Here is a 17,666-nt window from a genome sequence, read left to right on the forward strand (position 1 = left end):
CGGCGGCCGGCCGCCGGGCGGACGAGCTTGTCTACTCGAACGCGCTGGTGGTCTGTGTGGGCAAGGACGACGCGGAGGTGGCCCGGCGCGCGGCGGCCATCGGCCGTGAGGTGGACGAGCTGAAGGCGAACGGGCTCGCGGGCTCGCCCGCCGAGGTCGTCGACAAGATCGGCCGGTACGCGGCGGTCGGTGCCTCGCGCTTCTATCTCCAGGTCCTGGACCTGGAGGATCTCGACCACCTCGAGCTGATCTCCGCGCAGGTCCAGTCGCAGCTCGGCTGAGCCCCGGAGGCATCGGTGCGCACGGAAACGCTGGAGCAGCCATGAAACCCGCCCGCACACTCGCCGCCGCCCTCGCCGGTGGGACCGTCGTCCTCGACGGCGGTCTGTCCAACCAGCTCACGGCACAGGGCTGCGATCTCTCCGACGACCTCTGGTCCGCGCGGCTCCTCACCGACGGTCCCGAGCAGATCGAGGCGGCCCACACGGCGTATGTGCGGGCGGGCGCGCGGGTGCTGATCACCTCCAGCTACCAGGCCAGCTACGAAGGCTTCGCCCGGCGCGGTGTGGCGAGGCGGGAGGCGGCCGGACTGCTGGCCGGAAGCGTGGAGCTGGCGCGCCGCGCGGGCGAGGCGGCGGCGCACGAGGTATGGGTGGCCGCGTCGGTCGGTCCCTACGGCGCGATGCTCGCGGACGGCAGTGAGTACCGCGGACGGTACGGACTGTCCGTACGGGAGCTGGAGCGTTTCCACCGGCCGAGGATCGAGGCCCTCGCGGCGGCCGGTCCCGATGTGCTGGCGCTGGAGACGGTGCCGGACACGGACGAGGCGGAGGCGATGCTGCGGGCCGTGGAGGGCTGCGGAGTGCCGGTCTGGCTCTCGTACTCCGTCGCGGGCGAGCGCACCCGGGCAGGACAGCCGCTCGCCGAGGCCTTCGCCCTGGCGGCCGGTACCGGTCAGGTGATCGCGGCGGGGATCAACTGCTGTGAGCCGGCGGACGCCGACCGCGCCGTGGAGATCGCCGCCTCGGTGACGGGTCGGCCGGTCGTCGTCTATCCCAACAGCGGCGAGGGCTGGGACGCGAAGACCCGGAACTGGCGCGGCGACGCCACCTTCGATCCGGCGCGGGTGGCGGCCTGGCAGTCGGCGGGGGCACGGCTGGTGGGCGGATGCTGCCGCGTCGGCCCGTCCGAGATCGCCCGGCTCGGCGCCGCGGTGGCCGAGTGAGCCGCGGTGGCCGAGTGAGGGGACACGGTCACGCGGATGTGAGGGATACGCCGTCGGCGCGGTCGCCCGACGGGACGCCCGACCGGAGCGGGACGAAAACCCCTGGTCGCGGCGGCCCTCCCGGGCAATACTCGATCGGGTGTTCCTGACGATCAGTACGACCGGCACCCCGGAACGTCCCGCGACCGACCTCGGATTTCTGCTGCACAAGCATCCCGACCGCGCGCAGACGTTCTCCACGGCGCACGGCACCGCCCATGTGCTCTATCCCGAGGCGTCCGCCGAGCGCTGCACGGCCGCGCTGCTGCTGGAGATCGATCCCGTGGCGCTGGTACGGCGGAGCAAGGGCAAGGGCCGGGGCGGCGCGCCCGACGCGGCGCTCGCGCAGTATGTCAACGACCGTCCCTACGCGGCGTCCTCGCTGCTCGCGGTCGCGCTGAGCACGGTCTTCAAGAGCGCGCTGCGCGGAGTCTGCGCCGCGCTGCCCGAGCGCGCCGCACAGCCGCTGCCGCTGCGGATCGAGATTCCCGCCGTGCCCGCGCGCGGCGGCGCCGAACTGGTCCGCAAGCTCTTCGGGCCGCTGGGCTGGACATCCGTGGAGGCACGTCCGGTGGCGCTGGACGAGCGCTTCCCGCAGTGGGGTGAGTCGCGCTATGTGCAGCTCGTCCTGGACGGCGAGCTGCGGCTCGCCGACGCGCTGCGTCAGCTCTATGTCCTGCTGCCGGTGCTGGACGACGCCAAGCACTACTGGGTCGCTCCCGACGAGGTGGACAAGCTGCTGCGCGCGGGCGAGGGCTGGCTGGCCGAGCATCCCGAGCAGAAGCTGATCACCAGCCGCTATCTGGCCCGCCGCTGGGGTCTGACCAGGCAGGCCATGGAGCGCCTCGAACTGGTGCGGCTCGCCGAGGCCGACGACATCGGGGTCGAGGCGATCGACAACGCCGTGGAGGAGATCCCCGGCGACGCGGACACGGACGCCGACGCGGACGCCGAGGTCATGGACAGCGCGGCGAGTACCGATGACGGGGACGGGACCGTGGACGCGCACCGCAGGGCAAACGCGACAGAAGGGGTGAACGGGGTGGATGTGACGAAGGAGCTCTCGCTCGCCGACCAGCGGAGCGAGGCGATCCTGACCGCCCTGCGTGCCACGGGCGCGGGCACGGTGCTCGACCTGGGCTGCGGGCAGGGCCGGCTGGTGAAGGCGCTGCTGAAGGACGTGCGCTTCACCCGGATCGTCGGTGTGGACGTGTCGGTACGCGCCCTCACGATCGCCGCGCGCCGGATCGGTCTGGACAGGATGGGCGAGCGCCAGGCCGCCCGGGTCACGCTGATGCAGGGAGCCCTCACCTATACGGACAAGCGGCTCAAGGGGTACGACGCCGCCGTGCTGAGCGAGGTCGTCGAACATGTCGACCTGCCTCGGCTGCCCGCCCTGGAGTACGCGGTGTTCGGGTCGGCACGGCCCCGTACGGTCATCGTGACCACGCCCAATGTCGAGTACAACGTCCGCTGGGAGACCTTGCCCGCGGGGCAGGCACGCCACGGCGACCACCGCTTCGAGTGGACCCGCCAGGAGTTCCGCGACTGGGCCGGCGCGGTCGCCCGGCGCCACGGCTACGACGTCGCGTACGTCCCGGTGGGTCCCGACGACCCGGAGGTGGGACCGCCCACACAGATGGCCGTCTTCACCAGCCATCAGGAGAACACCCGCCAGGACACCAGCCACCAGGACGGCACCCGCCAGGACACCAGCCAGCCGAGCACCAGCCGTCAGAAGGGAGAGGCCGCATGAGCGACATGAACGACACCGTCACGGCCGCCGCCGCCCCTGTCCCGCGCGCCCTCCCGGTGCCCGACCTCTCCCTCGTCGTGCTGATCGGCGCCACCGGTTCGGGCAAGTCCACCTTCGCCGCAGGCCACTTCAAGCCCACCCAGATCGTCTCCTCGGACTTCTGCCGCGGACTGGTCGCCGACGACGAGAACGACCAGAGCGCGAGCCGCGACGCCTTCGACGTACTGCACCACATCGTCGGCAAGCGGCTCGCGGCCGGCCGGCTCACCGTCGTGGACGCGACCAATGTGCAGCCCGAGGGCCGTCAGCAGCTCGTACGGATCGCGCGCGAGCACGACGTGCTGCCCGTCGCGATCGTCCTCGACCTGCCGGAAGAGGTCTGCGCGGCACGGAACGCCCGCCGTCCCGACCGCGCCGGTATGCCGCGCCATGTGATCAGGCGCCACCGTGCCGAACTGCGCCGTTCGCTGCGCGGTCTGGAGCGCGAGGGCTTCCGCAAGGTGCACATCCTTCGCGGTGAGCGGGAAGTGGCCGCCGCCGAGGTCGTGCTCGAACGCCGCTACAACGACCTCACCCATCTCACCGGTCCCTTCGACATCATCGGGGACGTCCACGGCTGCCGCTCCGAGCTGGAGACCCTGCTCGGCAGACTGGGCTACCAGGACGGCGCGCACCCCGAGGGCCGTACGGCGGTCTTCGTCGGCGACCTCGTCGACCGCGGCCCGGACAGCCCGGGTGTGCTGCGTCTGGTGATGGACATGGTCGCCTCCGGCGACGCCCTGTGCGTCTCTGGCAACCACGAGAACAAGCTCGGCCGCTGGCTCAAGGGCAGGAAGGTCCAGCACACGCACGGACTCGCCGAGACCGTCGAGCAGTTCGAGAAGGAGGACGACGCGTTCCGCGCCCGCGTGCGGGAGTTCGTCGACGGTCTCGTCAGCCACTACGTGCTCGATGGCGGCAGGCTGGTCGTGTGCCACGCCGGTCTGCCCGAGAAGTACCACGGCCGCACCTCGGGCCGGGTCCGCTCGCACGCCCTGTACGGCGAGACCACGGGTGAGACCGACGAGTTCGGGCTGCCCGTGCGCTATCCCTGGGCCGAGGACTACCGGGGCCGGGCCGCCGTGGTGTACGGCCACACTCCCGTACCGAAGACCTCATGGATCAACAACACCATCTGTCTGGACACCGGTGCGGTCTTCGGCGGCAGGATGACCGCGCTGCGCTGGCCGGAGCGCGAGCTGGTCGACGTACCCGCCGAGCGCGTCTGGTACGAACCGGCCCGCCCGCTGACGGCGCAGGCCACTGAGGCACCCGGCGGCCGGGAGGGCAGGCCGCTGGACCTCGCCGATGTGCACGGCAAGCGGATCGTGGAGACCCGCCACCTGGGCAGGCTGGCGGTGCGCGAGCAGAACGCGGCGGCGGCGCTGGAGGTCATGAGCCGCTTCGCGGTCGATCCCCGGCTGCTCGCCTATCTGCCGCCCACCATGGCACCCACGGCGACCTCCGGCGCCGAGGTCCGCGACGCGACCGCCGCCACCGCGGGCCACTATCTGGAGCACCCGGCCGAGGCCTTCGCCCAGTACCGCTCGGACGGTGTCGCGCGCGTCGTGTGCGAGGAGAAGCACATGGGCTCGCGCGCGGTGGCCCTGGTCTGCCGGGACGAGACGGTGGCGCGCGAACGCTTCGGTGTGACCGGACCGACCGGCGCGCTGCACACCCGTACCGGCAGGCCCTTCTTCGACGACCCCGCGGTCACCGAGGAGATACTGGAGCGGCTGCGCACGGCCGTCACGGCCGCCGGGCTGTGGCGGGAACTCGACACGGACTGGCTGCTCCTGGACGCCGAGCTGATGCCCTGGTCGCTCAAGGCCACCGGTCTGCTGCGCACGCAGTACGCGGCGGTCGGCGCCGCCGCGGGCGCCGCCTTCCCCGCGGTGGACCGGGCGCTCGAAGCCGCCGTGTCCCGGGGCGTGGAGGTCGGCGGACTGCTGGCGGCGCAGCGCGACCGCGCCACCGACGCGGCGGCGTTCACCGAGGCGTACCGGCGCTACTGCTGGCCCACGGACGGACTGGACGGGGTGCGCATCGCGCCGTTCCAGCTCCTCGCCGTCCAGGGCCGCAGCCTCGCCGCGGTCCCGCACGACGAGCAGCTCGCCTGGCTGGACCTGCTGGTCGAGCACGATCCGACCGGGCTGCTCCAGGTCACCCGGCGGCTGATCGTCGACACCGGCGACGAGGCATCGGTGCGCGGCGGGACCGACTGGTGGCTGGAGATGACGGAGCGCGGCGGCGAGGGCATGGTCGTCAAGCCGCTCGCGGCGCTCGTACGGGACGAGAAGGGGCGGCTCGTACAGCCGGGCATCAAGGTACGCGGCCGTGAGTATCTGCGGATCGTCTACGGGCCCGAGTACACCCGGCCGGAGAATCTCCAGCGCCTGCGCAACCGATCCGTCGGCCACAAGCGGTCGTTGGCGCTGCGGGAGTACGCCCTCGGTCTGGAGGCGCTGGACCGGCTGGCGGACGGCGAGCCGCTGTGGCGGGTCCATGAGGCGGTTTTCGCGGTCCTGGCCCTGGAGTCGGAGCCGGTCGACCCCCGGCTGTGACACGGCGCCCGGTCCGGCACGGCGCCCGCTCCGGCACGGCGCCCGGCTGTGACATCGAGCCGGGCTGTGACACCGCGCCCGGCGCCGTGCCGGGGCCGGGCGCGGTGTCACGGCCGCGCGCCGGATCCAGGGCCTCGTCCGTTCACCGCGTGAACCGCGCGTCCTGCGGTGAGGATGGGGGCATGGGATTCCATGTCGACTCCGAGACCGGGCGGCTGAGCCGCGTCATACTGCACCGGCCGGATCTGGAGCTGAAACGGCTCACGCCCGGCAACAAGGACGCGCTGCTCTTCGACGACGTGCTGTGGGTGCGGCGCGCCCAGGAGGAGCACGACGCGTTCGCGGCGGTGCTGCGCGACCGCGGGGTGCGGGTGCATCTCTTCGCCGATCTGCTGCGTGAGTCCCTGGAGCTGCCGGCCGCGCGGCGGCTCGTACTGGACAGGGTCTTCGACGAGAAGGAGTACGGTCCGCTCGCCACGGGCCATCTCCGCGACGCCTTCGACGGGCTGCCCACCGCCGAGCTGGTGGAGGCGCTGGTGGGCGGGATGACCAAGCGGGAATTCCTGGAGCGGCACGCGGAGCCGACCTCCGTCCGCTTCCATGTGATGGCGCTGGACGACTTCCTGCTCGATCCGCTGCCGAACCACATCTTCACCCGGGACACCTCCGCCTGGATCTACGACGGGGTGAGCATCAACGCCATGCGCTGGCCCGCGCGCCGGCGCGAGACCGTGCACTTCGAGGCGGTCTACAAGCACCATCCGCTCTTCACCGCGCCCGAGGCCGGGCGATTCCACCACTGGTCGGAAGGGCAGGACGACTATCCGTCCACCATCGAGGGCGGCGATGTACTGGTCATCGGCGGGGGAGCCGTACTGATCGGGATGAGCGAGCGCACCACCCCGCAGGCGGTCGAGATGCTGGCGCGGGGACTTTTCGCGGCCGGTTCCGCGACCACGATCGTGGCGCTGGACATGCCCAAACGCCGGGCGTTCATGCATCTCGACACGGTGATGACGATGGTCGACGGTGACACCTTCACCCAGTACGCGGGCCTCGGCATGCTCCGCTCGTACACCATCGAACCGGGCGCCGACGGTCATGAGCTGAAGGTCACCGACCATCCGCCGGAGCACATGCACCGCGCCATCGCGGCGGCGCTGGGACTGGCGGAGATCCGCGTGCTGACCGCCACCCAGGACGTGCACTCGGCCGCCCGCGAGCAGTGGGACGACGGCTGCAACGTGCTCGCCGTCGAGCCCGGGGTCGTCGTCGCCTACGACCGCAATGTCACCACCAACACCCATCTGCGCAGACAGGGCATCGAGGTGATCGAGATCCCGGGCAGCGAGCTCGGCCGAGGGCGCGGCGGACCGCGCTGTATGAGCTGTCCGGTGGAGCGCGCCGCGGTGTAGTACGTCGCGCCGCGGTGTAGGTCGTGCCGCTGTGTAGGACGTACGGGTGGTCCATGCGGGTGGTACGTACCACGCGGTGCGGCAGGCGATCGTATAGCAATACGGGCAATCGTATATAGTTCCATGGTCCCGGTATATGCCACCTCTTCTCTGCGCCCCAGGAGCAGCCACCATGGCGATACACCTCGCAGGCCGCCACTTCCTCAAGGAGCTGGACTTCACGGCCGAGGAGTTCCGCGGCCTGATCGAGCTCGCCGCCGAGCTGAAGGCGGCGAAGAAGGCGGGTACCGAGATCCAGCGGCTGCGCGGCAGGAACATCGCGCTGATCTTCGAGAAGTCGTCGACCCGTACCCGCTGCGCCTTCGAGGTGGCGGCGGCGGACCAGGGCGCGGCCACGACCTATATCGACCCGGCGGGTTCCCACATCGGGAAGAAGGAGTCGGCCAAGGACACGGCCCGGGTGCTCGGGCGGATGTACGACGGCATCGAGTTCCGCGGGGACTCCCAGAGGACCGTCGAGGAACTGGCCGCGCACGCGGGGGTGCCGGTCTTCAACGGCCTCACCGACGACTGGCATCCCACCCAGATGCTCGCCGATGTGCTGACCATGACCGAGCACAGCGCCAAGCCCCTGACGGAGATCGCGTTCGCCTATCTGGGCGATGCCCGTTTCAACATGGGCAACTCGTATCTGATCACGGGCGCGCTGCTGGGGATGGACGTACGGCTTGTCGCGCCGCGCGCGTACTGGCCGGACGAGGAGATCGTCACCCTGGCCCGCAAGACCGCCGAGGAGAGCGGGGCGCGCCTGACTCTCACCGAGGACATCGCGGAGGGCGTCGCCGGCGCGGACTTCGTGGCCACGGACGTCTGGGTGTCGATGGGGGAGGCCAAGGAGGTCTGGGACGAGCGGATCGCCGCGCTCGGTCGCTACTCCGTGACCATGGACGTGCTGCGCGCGACCGGCAATCCCGCGGTGAAGTTCCTGCACTGCCTGCCGGCCTTCCACGACCTCGGCACGGCGGTCGCCCGCGAGATCCACGAGCGCCACGGCCTGACCGAGCTGGAGGTCACCGACGAGGTCTTCGAGTCGGCGCACTCCGTCGTCTTCGACGAGGCGGAGAACCGACTGCACACGATCAAAGCGGTCCTGGTCGCCACCCTTTCGGGGCTCGCTCTGCCCGAGCAGAGGTCGTCCGGGGCCGGTTCTGCGATCGGGTGAGCTGACTCAACCGCCCCGGGCCTTCGCCGCCCGGGGCGCCCGGGCTCCAGCGGCGAGGCCGTGCGGTAGCGCCGCTGCCAGGGGCGACGGAGGTGTTCGGCGCTACCGTCCGCTTCGGATATGCCGCGTGCTCCGCTGTCAGGTCCACGACGGTGAACTCGATGAGTTCCATGATCGGTTGACTCGCCAGTACCCAGGGAAGGCGCAACCTGCTTCCGTGAGCCGGCGGTCGTATCGCGCCGGGCAGCGGCCGGTCACCTTCTGTCGCAGAGAGGTCAGCCATGCCCCGGCCCCCCGTCCGCCGCCTCCTGGAGCGACAGCGACGCCCAGATGATCTTCCCCGGTCCGGCCCGGTCGGCCACACCCCACTCGTCCGCCAGCGCCTCCACGAGCAGCAGCCCCCGACCGTCCGGCGCCTCCGGATCCGGGGTACGCGGCTTCGGGCGCTCCGGCGAACCGTCGTGCACCTCGATCCGTAACCCACCCGAGCTGCGGAAATAGCTCGTCTCGATGGGCTGTTCCGGCGTCACCCTGGCGTGCAGACTGGCGTTGCTCAGCAGTTCGGACAGAATCAGAACGGCCGAGTCCTCCAGTACGGACAGACCCCAATCGGCCAATGCCTTCCGCAACTCCAGCCGCGCCAGCGCCACACATCTCGGGTGGCTACTCCACCGCAGTACAACGCTCCCGCCGATTGGCGGAAGCCACGGCTTCGGGAACTCAGGCATCGCAGTCCTCCTTGCCGTGGCCCAGGTGGGTGCGCAGGGTGATCACGGACCATCCAAGGATGTGCGCGTGATGCCCCGGACCGCGTGGTTCGGGCACGGCGACGGCACTGAACTCCTTGGCCTTCAGTAGGGACCGGGCGTCCACTGTGGCGGGCGCCTGGATGGCGATCTTCATAGGGGCCTCCTGTTTTCGAATGGGCGACGACCCGCCCTGGCCGACGCATCCGGTCGGGGCGGGAGTCGGTGGGGTGGGTTGCCTGTGCGCGGCACGGACAGTCGCAGCGCGGCGTCATGGCGGCCGGAGCCGGGGGCGGCGGCTGATCGAGAAGGGTTTGTGTGCGGCGTAACGCCGGTCATCGCAGGGCCTTGAGCTCGGCGGGTGCGGTGAGCTGGGCCCACAGGCCGGAGCCGTCGACGGATACACCAGAGGACTCGGACAGGCGGTCGATGACGATGGCGCCGGGGCCGTGGACCTGGAGGATGGGCAGCGGGTGCCGGCCGGCGGCGGCGATCCGGATACGACGCCCGGCGGTGGAGATGGTCATCTCGATGATGTCGGGGCGTCGCGTGGTGACGCTGCCGAGGACCGCGACGAACAGCTCGTGAGCGACGAGCGGGGCGTCTTCGTGACCGAGACGACCGCGTGTCCATGCGCGGACGCGTGCGGCTTCTGCGGGGTGGCCTTCATATGCCTGTCGCCAGGTCTGCCCCGATTCGGACATGACTGTTCCCCGAATTTCGTCGCTATCTGAGTACGGATAATCTCTTTCTGTGCTCAGATTGTCGCTGGAGTTGGCGCAGGTCAAGTGGCGCGGGAGAGTATGTGTACTCAGATTGACTCGATCATTCGGAAGGTAGTGTGGTGGTGGCACAGCCCGAGTACCTGCGGATCGCCGCTGACCTGCGACGCCGCATCTCCAGCGGCGAGTTCGGCCCGGGCGACCGGCTGCCGACGCTGCCCGCCCTGTGTGAGGAATACCGGGTCTCCGACACCACGATCCGCAACGCCATGCGGCTGCTCGGCAACGAGGGCCTCGTCGAGACCCGTGCTCGTGCGGGCACCCGCGTCCGGCCCCGGCCACCCGTGCACCGCATGGCCGCCGACCGGTACCGGACGACTCCCGGAGCCAAGGCCACGCCGTACACCCGGGACCAGGGCATCGCCTGGTCCGAGTACCGACTCGACAAGCGGTTCGAGAAAGTCCGGGCCGACGCCGAACTGGCCGGACTCTTCGAGTGCGAGCCGGGCGAGCGGCTCCTCGCCCGGCACTTCGTGTTCTACGACAACGACCAGCCCACCCAGATGTCGACCAGCTACGTCCGTTGGTCCGACGTCGTGGGAACCCCGGTCTCCGATCCCATCAATGAGCCGTGGCCGGGCGGCACTCGGGCCCAGATGCTGAGCCTCGGCATCGCCGTGAACCGGGTGACCGAGTCGTTCACGGCGGCGATGCCCACCGACCTCGAAGCCCGGATTCTCCGCATCGGGGCAGGTGTACCCGTCCTGCGGTACACGCGCCGGCATGTCGCGGAAACCGGCCGGATCGTGGAAGTAGCCCACCCGATCGTGCGTCGGGGAGACACGACCGTGGTGGACTTCGTCATCGAGCTGGACGAGTAGCGGACTCCCCACATCTGCGCCGCCGTTGCTGGTGGCCGGCCTTGGCGTCATGCGCCAGGTCCGGGTCGTGGCTCTCCATCCCATCTGGCCGCTGCTTCCCGCGGAGGCCGCAGGCGCCATGCCGCCGTGGCCGGGTCGGGGGATGCCAGCGTGCTGCTCCGCCTGCTCGCGGACGGAGTCGGACCGGCGATACCGTGAAGAGAATCGCCCACGGTCTCTGAGCGTTTGCATGGGGGGCAGGCAGGTGGGTTCAGACACGATCGTTGCCATCACGGCAACGGCCATCGCGCTCGCGGCACTCTGGGTCAGCTATGTGCAAACCAGAGCCACACGGTCGCACAACCGCCAGTCCGTGAGGCCCTTGCTGGTGATGCGACGGGTCAAGGGGCATGAAGAGCGCAAGGTGGGCGTTTTGCTCATCAATGCTGGACTTGGGCCGGCCATTGTGACGAACTCTGTGGTGCTGTTGGACGGAGAGCACGTCGGCCAATGGAACTATCACACGCAAGAACGCGTTCTGGCATCTCTGCCCGTGCGGCCCAGTGCCTACTCTCTGCGCCCGGGTGCTGTGGTCCTGGCCGGGCAGTCGGCCTTCTTGTTGCACCTTGACGAGTGCGGCGAAGACGAGCGCGACTGGTTCTGGGAACTCATCACCCGGCGTCTGGTGATCGAGATCCGATACGAGTCGCTCTACGGCGGTGAGAACTTCAAGACGGCGCCGCCCTTGTTCTGACGTGTTCGGAGGTCCGGGTCCTCTGCCCGAGGTCTCTGTCCACTTCCACGAATGTGCTGTCTCGCGTAGGACCATCGACGGCCGGACGACCCGGGCAGTTCGCCCGGTGCCCGGCCGGGCTTCCGGCGGTGTGCTGTCGGCAGTACCGCAGCCTCTCGTGCTCCGCGACGCGCGGGGCGGTCAGGCGGTGGGGAGGGTGAACCAGACCGCTTTGCCCTGATCGGTGGGCCGGTGGCCGCACTCCGCGCTGAGTGTGTGGATCAGCAGCAGGCCGCGGCCGTTCTCCTGCCAGGGATCGGGCATCGCGCCGAACCCCGGGCGCGAGAGATTCCCGGGCGGAGCCGGGTCGCGGTCGTGCACCTCGACCTGGCACCCGGTGGGCAGCAGCTCCACGACCAGCTCGATCGGGTCGCTTCCCGGCGTGTGCTTGATCGCGTTGGCGACCAGCTCCGCCGTGAGCAGCTCCGCGGTGTCGCTGTCGGTCCTGTCCGCGAGATGCGCGATCGCCGTCCGGACCAGGGCGCGGGCGAGCGGTACTGCTTCCGCACTGTGGGGCAGTGCGACACGCCAGGAGGGGAGGCCTGAGGTTTCCGGCACGGCGGTTGGTCCGATCAAGGGGTTCGGGGGGTGTCGTGGGTCTGAAGTGCTGTCGACTTCAACCTTACGGAGGGTAAGGGCGCGGGCTAGAGGCGGCGGCCCGCCGGACAAGGGACCTCGGTCCCGCCCCGATCGGGACCTTCGGCCCTCGGAAAATCCCGGCGGATGGGCCTTTGGGCGGATAGGGAGGGGGCCCGGCCGGTCCGCGCGGTGGCCCGGGCGGCCCAGGCGGCAGGTGACCCAGGGTGATACGGACGCGGCGCGGACGGGCGGCGGAGGCGGCGCGGCAGGGATGGCCCGAATCGTATCGCGCACTCGTGACGACAGTCACACACGAGTGATACCGTTCCGGCGAGGGACAGCGTCCGCTGAAGGAGGCCGTACTCCATGAGCGACTTCGCGAGCCCGTTCACCGGCTCCGTGCCCCGTGCCCAGGAGTGGCGCCATCTCCGGCTGGTCCATGACACCGACGGTGTCGCGACCGTCACCCTCGACCGCCCGGCGAAGCTCAATGCCCTCACCTTCGGCGCCTACGCCGATCTGCGCGATCTGCTCGCCGAACTCTCCAGAGAGCGTTCCGTACGCGCCCTGGTGCTGGCGGGTGAGGGGCGCGGCTTCTGTTCCGGCGGCGACGTGGACGAGATCATCGGCGCGACCCTCGGTCTGGACACCGCCCGGCTGCTCGACTTCAACCGGATGACCGGGCAGGTGGTCAGGGCGATCCGCGAGTGCCCCTTCCCTGTGATCGCCGCCGTGCACGGGGTCGCGGCGGGCGCCGGGGCCGTTCTCGCGCTCGCGGCCGACTTCCGGATCGCGGATCCCACCGCGCGGTTCGCCTTTCTCTTCACCCGGGTCGGGCTCTCCGGCGGTGACATGGGAGCGGCCTATCTGCTGCCCCGGGTCGTCGGGCTCGGCCACGCGACCCGGCTGCTGATGCTCGGCGAGCCCGTCCGCGCACCCGAGGCCGAACGGATCGGGCTGATCAGCGAACTGACCGACGAGGGCGCCGCCGATGCACGGGCCATGGAGCTGGCCCGTCATCTCGCACGCGGCCCGGCCCTCGCGTACGCCCAGACCAAGGCGCTGCTCACCGCGGAGCTCGACATGCCGCTGGCCGCCGCCGTCGAACTGGACGCCGCCACCCAGGCGCTGCTGATGCACGGCGAGGACTACGCGGAGTTCCACGCGGCCTTCACCGAGAAACGCGCGCCGAAGTGGCGGGGGCGTTAGCGTTGCCCGGCGTGCGCAGTGTCGCGGTGATCGGCGGCGGGCCCGCCGGGCTCTACGCGGCTGCCCTGCTCAAACGCCTCGGACCCGACCGTGAGATCACCGTCTGGGAGCGCAACGCCCCGGACGACACCTTCGGCTTCGGTGTGGTCCTCTCCGACGAGACACTCGGCGGTATCGAGCACGCGGACCCGGTCGTCCACCGGGCGCTGCGCGGCGAGTTCGTCCGCTGGGACTCCATCGACATCGTCCACCGCGGCCGGACCCTCACCTCGGGCGGCCACGGCTTCGCGGCGCTCGGCCGCCACCGGCTGCTGGCGGTCCTGCACGAGCGCTGCGCCTCCCTCGGCGTACGGCTCCGCTTCCGTACCGGAGCACCGCCCGCCGCCGAACTCGCCGCCACCCATGATCTGGTGATCGCGGCCGACGGGGTCCACAGCCTCACCCGTGACACGCACGCCGAGGTCTTCGGGCCGCGGATCACCACCCACCGCTGCCGCTACATCTGGCTCGCCGTCGACTTCGCCTTCGACGCGTTCCGCTTCGAGATCGCCGAGACCGCGCACGGTGTGATGCAGCTCCACGGCTACCCCTTCGCCGACGGCAACGGCAACGGCAACGGCGGCGAGGGCGGCCCCCGGAGCACCGTCATCGTGGAGATGCGCGAAGAGGTGTGGCGCGCGGCCGGGTTCGACCGGCTCGACGAGCGGCGGTCGGCCCAGCGGTGCGCCGCCGTCTTCGCCGACGCGCTCGGCGGGCGGCCCCTGCGCTCCAACGCCTCCTCCTGGACCGCGTTCCGTACGGTCGTCAATGACCGCTGGAGCCACGGCAACACGGTGCTGCTCGGCGACGCCGCGCACACCGCCCACTTCTCCATAGGCTCCGGCACCAAGCTCGCCGTCGAGGACGCCCTCGCGCTCGCCGCCTGTATCGAGGAGGGGCCGGATCTGCCGACCGCGCTCGCCGCGTACGAGAGCGAACGCAGGCCGGTGGTCGAGTCCACCCAGCGGGCCGCCGCCGCCAGTCTGCGCTGGTTCGAGGAACTGGCCACCTATACGGACCAGCCGCCGCGCCAGTTCGCCTTCGGACTGCTGACCCGCAGCCGCCGGGTCACCCATGACAATCTGCGGCTGCGCGATCCCGGCTTCACCCGGGCGGTGGAGGAGGACTTCGGCTGCCCGCCCGGCACACCGCCGATGTTCACACCGTTCCGGCTGCGCGGGCTGACGCTGCGCAACCGTGTCGTCGTCTCGCCCATGGACATGTACTCCGCGGTGGACGGTGTGCCCGGGGACTTCCATCTCGTCCATCTCGGCGCCCGCGCCCTCGGCGGCGCCGGTCTCGTGATGACCGAGATGGTCTGTGTCAGCCCCGAGGGCCGGATCACTCCGGGCTGCGCCGGTCTCTACACCCGCGAACAGGGCGACGGCTGGCGGCGGATCACCGAGTTCATCCACGCCGGCTCGCCCGGTACGGCCGTCGGGGTGCAGCTCGGCCACGCGGGACGCAAGGGCTCGACGCGGCGGATGTGGGAGGGCATGGACGAGCCGCTGCCCACCGGCAACTGGCCGGTGTCCGCGGCCTCCCCGCTGCCGTACCGGCCGGGCGTCAGCCAGATACCGCACCAGCTCGACCGCCGCCAGCTCGACACCGTCCGCGAGCAGTTCGCGGCGGCGGCCCGGCGGGCCCGGCGCAGCGGCTTCGATCTGCTCGAACTGCACTGCGCCCACGGTTATCTGCTCTCCGGGTTCCTCTCGCCGCTGACCAACCGGCGCACCGACGTCTACGGGGGCCCGCTCGCGAACCGGCTGCGCTTCCCGCTGGAGGTCTTCGACGCCGTACGGGCCGACTGGCCGGAGGAGCTGCCCATGACCGTCCGTATCTCCGCCACCGACTGGGCGCCGGGCGGGACCACCGCGGAGGAGGCCGTCGAGATCGCCCGCGCCTTCGTCGCGCGCGGCGCCGACGCCATCGACGTCTCCACCGGCCAGGTCGTCGCGGACGAGCGGCCCGAGTTCGGCCGCTCCTACCAGACGCCGTTCGCCGACCGGATCCGCAACACGCTGTCCGTCCCGGTGATCGCCGTCGGCGCGATCTCCTCCTGGGACGATGTCAACTCCCTGCTGCTGGCGGGCCGCGCCGATCTCTGCGCCCTCGCCCGGCCGCATCTGCACGATCCGCAGTGGACCCTGCACGCCGCCGCCGCTCAGGGCTACGAGGGGCCGGCCGCGTCCTGGCCGCCTCCGTACCGCGCGGGCAGCCGCCCCCCGCCGGCGGGCCGCACCGACGCGCCCGGGCCGCGCCTCACTCCGCGCTGAGCGGTCCTCGTACGAACTCCAGCCCGGGGTCGCGCAGCCGGGCGTGCAGCCGGGCGAAGACCTCGGCGGAGCGCTCGCCCGGCCAGTTCCCCGGGAGCAGCTCCGCGGGCAGGCCGGGGTCCGTGTACGGGAGATGGCGCCAGGAGTCCAGTGCCAGCAGATAGTCGCGATAGGCGTCCCGCGCCGATTCCACCGCCCGCGCCGAGTCCACCGCCGGCCCCACCGCCCGCGCCTGCTCCCCGCCCGGCGTCGTCCCGGCTTCCGGTGTCGTCCCCGCTTCCGGCGCCGGTCCGGCATGCCCGGTCTCCCAGGCGCGCAGCACCGGTTCGTGCGCGGTCAGGAACTCCTCGTGCCGGGCGGCGATCGCGTCCAGATCCCACCAGCGGGCCACGGCCTCCTCCGTCGGCTCGAAGCCGAGGTGCTCGCCGCGGAACAGGTCCACGTACGCGTCGAGCCGGAGCCGCCGCAGCGTGCGGCGCGTCTCCTCGTACAGCCGGCCCGGCGCGATCCAGACACCGGGGGCCGCCGTACCGAAGCCGAGCCTGCCCAGCCGGGAGCGGAGCAGATGGCGTTTGTGGCGCTCGGACTCCGGTACGGAGAAGACGGCGAGGACCCAGCCGTCGGAGAGCCGGGGCGCGGGTCGGTGGTAGATCCTGCGGTCGCCGTCGTCGAGCAACTGACGGGCCTCGTCGGACAGTTGGTATCCGGCCGCGCCCTCCGCCGTACGCTCGGGGATCAGCAGACCCCGGCGTTTGAGCCGGGAGACCGCCGAGCGCACCGAGGGCGCGTCGACACCGACGGCTCCCAGCAGCCGGATCAGTCCTGCCACGGGGAGCGGTGCGCCGTCCGGTGTGCGGCCGTACGCGCCGTACAGGGTGACGATCAGGGAGCGGGGAGTGTGCTGCTCGGCCACATGATCACTGTAGGCCCTGGTCCCGCAGCAGATAGCGCTGGAGCTTGCCGGTGGGCGTACGGGGAAGGGCGTCCAGGAACACGATCGCGCGCGGGCGTTTGTACGGCACCAGCCGCTCCCCGACGAACTCCCGCAGACTCCGGGCGGTCTCCTCGCCGGGCTCGGCGCCCTCCCGCAGGGCGACGTACGCGGCGACGATCTGGCCACGCATCTCGTCCGGGCGGCCGACCACCGCAGCCTCCCGCACATCGGGATGGGCCAGCAGCACGTCCTCGACCTCGGGGCCGGGTATGTTGTAGCCGGCCGAGATGATCATGTCGTCCGCACGGGCCACATACCGGAAGTAGCCGTCGGGCTCGCGCACATAGGTGTCACCGGTCAGATTCCAGCCGTCCCGCACATACTCGCGCTGGCGTGGATCCGCCAGATAGCGGCAGCCCACCGGACCTCGTACCGCCAGCAGCCCCGGTTCGCCGTCGGGCACCGGCGCGCCCGAGTGGTCCATGACGCACGCCTGCCACCCGGGCACCGGTACGCCGGTGGTACCCGGCCGGATCGCCTCGTCCGCCGCCGAGATGAAGATGTGCAGCAGCTCGGTCGCACCGATGCCGTTGATGAGCCGCAGCCCGGTCCGCTCATGCCAGGAGTGCCAGGTCGCGGCGGGCAGGTTCTCGCCCGCCGAGACACAGCGCCGCAGTGAGGAGATGTCGTAGGGACGCGCGGCCAGCTCGTCGAGCATCACCCGGTAGGCGGTCGGTGCGGTGAACAGCACCGACACCCGGTGCTCGGTGATCGCCGCCAGCAGCTCCCTGGGCCGGGCCTGTTCGAGCAGCAGCGCGGACGCGCCGGCCCGCATCGGGAAGATCACCAGTCCGCCGAGACCGAAGGTGAAGCCGAGCGGCGGACTGCCCGCGAAGAGATCGCCGGGCTCCGGCCGCAGCACCTGGTGCGAGAAGGTGTCGGCGACGGCCAGGACGTCCCGGTGGAAGTGCATGCAGCCCTTGGGCCGGCCCGTCGTTCCCGAGGTGAAGGCGATCAGCGCCACATCGTCGGGCGCGGTCTCCACCGCCGTGTACGGCCCCTTCCTGGCCTCGGCCAGCCGCAGCAGATCGCCGGCTCCGTCGCCGCCGTACGGGGTGATCCGCAGCCCGGGCACCCCCGCGTCCACCAGGTCGTCCATCGACCGGACATCGCACAGGGCATGGCTCACCCGGGCGATCTCGCACATGGCGGCCAGCTCCGGTGGCCGCTGCTGCGCCAGTACGGTCA

15 protein-coding genes and 1 pseudogene are annotated in these 17,666 nt (G+C 71.2%); 10 read left to right on the plus strand and 6 right to left on the minus strand.

Annotation, left to right across the window (positions count from 1 at the left end; genetic code table 11):
- The 6 genes and pseudogenes from BFF77_RS04410 to argF form a co-directional block, all read left to right on the plus strand.
- Window positions 1–281 (plus strand): annotated as a pseudogene (locus BFF77_RS04410) (LLM class F420-dependent oxidoreductase); the annotation flags it as partial.
- A gap of 41 nt (window positions 282–322) precedes the next feature.
- Complete coding sequence (gene mmuM / locus BFF77_RS04415) at window positions 323–1,225, plus strand: homocysteine S-methyltransferase (protein ID WP_066943969.1); 903 nt, start codon at window positions 323–325, stop codon at window positions 1,223–1,225.
- A gap of 139 nt (window positions 1,226–1,364) precedes the next feature.
- Window positions 1,365–3,020, plus strand: a complete 1,656-nt coding sequence (locus BFF77_RS04420) for a 3' terminal RNA ribose 2'-O-methyltransferase Hen1 (protein ID WP_079124825.1) — start codon at window positions 1,365–1,367, stop codon at window positions 3,018–3,020.
- Window positions 3,017–5,623 (plus strand): polynucleotide kinase-phosphatase, encoded by a 2,607-nt coding sequence (locus BFF77_RS04425; RefSeq protein WP_066943971.1) that lies wholly within the window; start codon window positions 3,017–3,019, stop codon window positions 5,621–5,623. Before BFF77_RS04420 ends, BFF77_RS04425 begins: the two co-directional genes overlap by 4 nt.
- A 182-nt stretch (window positions 5,624–5,805) precedes the next feature.
- Window positions 5,806–7,038, plus strand: coding sequence for an arginine deiminase (locus BFF77_RS04430; protein WP_066943988.1), 1,233 nt, complete (start codon window positions 5,806–5,808; stop codon window positions 7,036–7,038).
- A 172-nt stretch (window positions 7,039–7,210) separates the two neighbouring features.
- Window positions 7,211–8,260 carry an ornithine carbamoyltransferase gene (gene argF, locus BFF77_RS04435; protein WP_066943973.1) on the plus strand — a complete coding sequence of 350 codons (1,050 nt, stop codon included), beginning with the start codon at window positions 7,211–7,213 and terminating at the stop codon, window positions 8,258–8,260.
- Between the two features lie 275 nt (window positions 8,261–8,535).
- On the opposite strand, the gene BFF77_RS04440 is transcribed toward argF, so the two are convergent.
- From BFF77_RS04440 to BFF77_RS04450, 3 genes are all read right to left on the minus strand, one after another.
- A complete protein-coding gene (locus tag BFF77_RS04440; RefSeq protein ID WP_245703211.1) occupies window positions 8,536–8,910 on the minus strand; it encodes an ATP-binding protein in 375 nt (124 codons plus the stop codon).
- Between the two features lie 70 nt (window positions 8,911–8,980).
- Entirely contained in the window at window positions 8,981–9,163 is a 183-nt protein-coding gene (locus tag BFF77_RS04445) for a hypothetical protein (RefSeq protein WP_066943976.1), read from the minus strand.
- Between the two features lie 178 nt (window positions 9,164–9,341).
- On the minus strand, window positions 9,342–9,794 hold the full coding sequence (locus BFF77_RS04450; RefSeq protein WP_245703222.1) for a hypothetical protein: 453 nt from the start codon (window positions 9,792–9,794) through the stop codon (window positions 9,342–9,344).
- A gap of 59 nt (window positions 9,795–9,853) precedes the next feature.
- Here BFF77_RS04450 and BFF77_RS04455 point away from each other — a divergent pair, with 59 nt between their 5' ends.
- Both BFF77_RS04455 and BFF77_RS04460 read left to right on the plus strand, forming a co-directional pair.
- The gene (locus BFF77_RS04455) at window positions 9,854–10,609 is read left to right on the plus strand and encodes a GntR family transcriptional regulator (RefSeq protein WP_066943990.1); all 756 of its coding nucleotides are present in this window, start codon (window positions 9,854–9,856) and stop codon (window positions 10,607–10,609) included.
- Between the two features lie 244 nt (window positions 10,610–10,853).
- Window positions 10,854–11,342, plus strand: coding sequence for a hypothetical protein (locus tag BFF77_RS04460; RefSeq protein WP_211280152.1), 489 nt, complete (start codon window positions 10,854–10,856; stop codon window positions 11,340–11,342).
- Window positions 11,343–11,522: 180 nt separating this feature from the next.
- Here the strand turns inward: BFF77_RS04460 and BFF77_RS04465 are convergent, their stop codons facing one another.
- Complete coding sequence (locus BFF77_RS04465; protein ID WP_066943980.1) at window positions 11,523–11,939, minus strand: ATP-binding protein; 417 nt, start codon at window positions 11,937–11,939, stop codon at window positions 11,523–11,525.
- A gap of 387 nt (window positions 11,940–12,326) precedes the next feature.
- Here BFF77_RS04465 and BFF77_RS04470 point away from each other — a divergent pair, with 387 nt between their 5' ends.
- Both BFF77_RS04470 and BFF77_RS04475 read left to right on the plus strand, forming a co-directional pair.
- Window positions 12,327–13,169, plus strand: a complete 843-nt coding sequence (locus BFF77_RS04470) for an enoyl-CoA hydratase family protein (protein ID WP_066943982.1) — start codon at window positions 12,327–12,329, stop codon at window positions 13,167–13,169.
- A complete protein-coding gene (locus BFF77_RS04475; protein ID WP_211280153.1) occupies window positions 13,154–15,484 on the plus strand; it encodes a bifunctional salicylyl-CoA 5-hydroxylase/oxidoreductase in 2,331 nt (776 codons plus the stop codon). Before BFF77_RS04470 ends, BFF77_RS04475 begins: the two co-directional genes overlap by 16 nt.
- Here the strand turns inward: BFF77_RS04475 and BFF77_RS04480 are convergent.
- Together BFF77_RS04480 and BFF77_RS04485 are read right to left on the minus strand one after the other, a co-directional pair.
- Window positions 15,471–16,397: a PaaX family transcriptional regulator gene (locus BFF77_RS04480; protein ID WP_066943986.1), complete on the minus strand. Its 927-nt coding sequence runs from the start codon at window positions 16,395–16,397 to the stop codon at window positions 15,471–15,473. The genes BFF77_RS04475 and BFF77_RS04480 overlap by 14 nt on opposite strands.
- Before the next feature lie 4 nt (window positions 16,398–16,401).
- Window positions 16,402–17,666 (minus strand): AMP-binding protein (locus tag BFF77_RS04485; RefSeq protein WP_066943994.1); only part of this gene is annotated, 1,265 nt, incomplete at its 5' end.

The organism is Streptomyces lushanensis, from assembly GCF_001700515.1.
Taxonomy (GTDB): Bacteria; Actinomycetota; Actinomycetes; order Streptomycetales; family Streptomycetaceae; genus Streptomyces; species Streptomyces lushanensis.

What these genes read in the sequence shown, in the direction of transcription:
- mmuM (WP_066943969.1), top strand. Translation starts at nt 323, where the DNA reads ATGAAACCCGCCCGCACACTCGCCGCCGCCCTCGCCGGTGGGACCGTC.
- BFF77_RS04425 (WP_066943971.1), top strand. Translation starts at nt 3,017, where the DNA reads ATGAGCGACATGAACGACACCGTCACGGCCGCCGCCGCCCCTGTCCCG.
- BFF77_RS04430 (WP_066943988.1), top strand. Translation starts at nt 5,806, where the DNA reads ATGGGATTCCATGTCGACTCCGAGACCGGGCGGCTGAGCCGCGTCATA.
- argF (WP_066943973.1), top strand. Translation starts at nt 7,211, where the DNA reads ATGGCGATACACCTCGCAGGCCGCCACTTCCTCAAGGAGCTGGACTTC.
- BFF77_RS04445 (WP_066943976.1), bottom strand. Translation starts at nt 9,163, where the DNA reads ATGAAGATCGCCATCCAGGCGCCCGCCACAGTGGACGCCCGGTCCCTA.
- BFF77_RS04470 (WP_066943982.1), top strand. Translation starts at nt 12,327, where the DNA reads ATGAGCGACTTCGCGAGCCCGTTCACCGGCTCCGTGCCCCGTGCCCAG.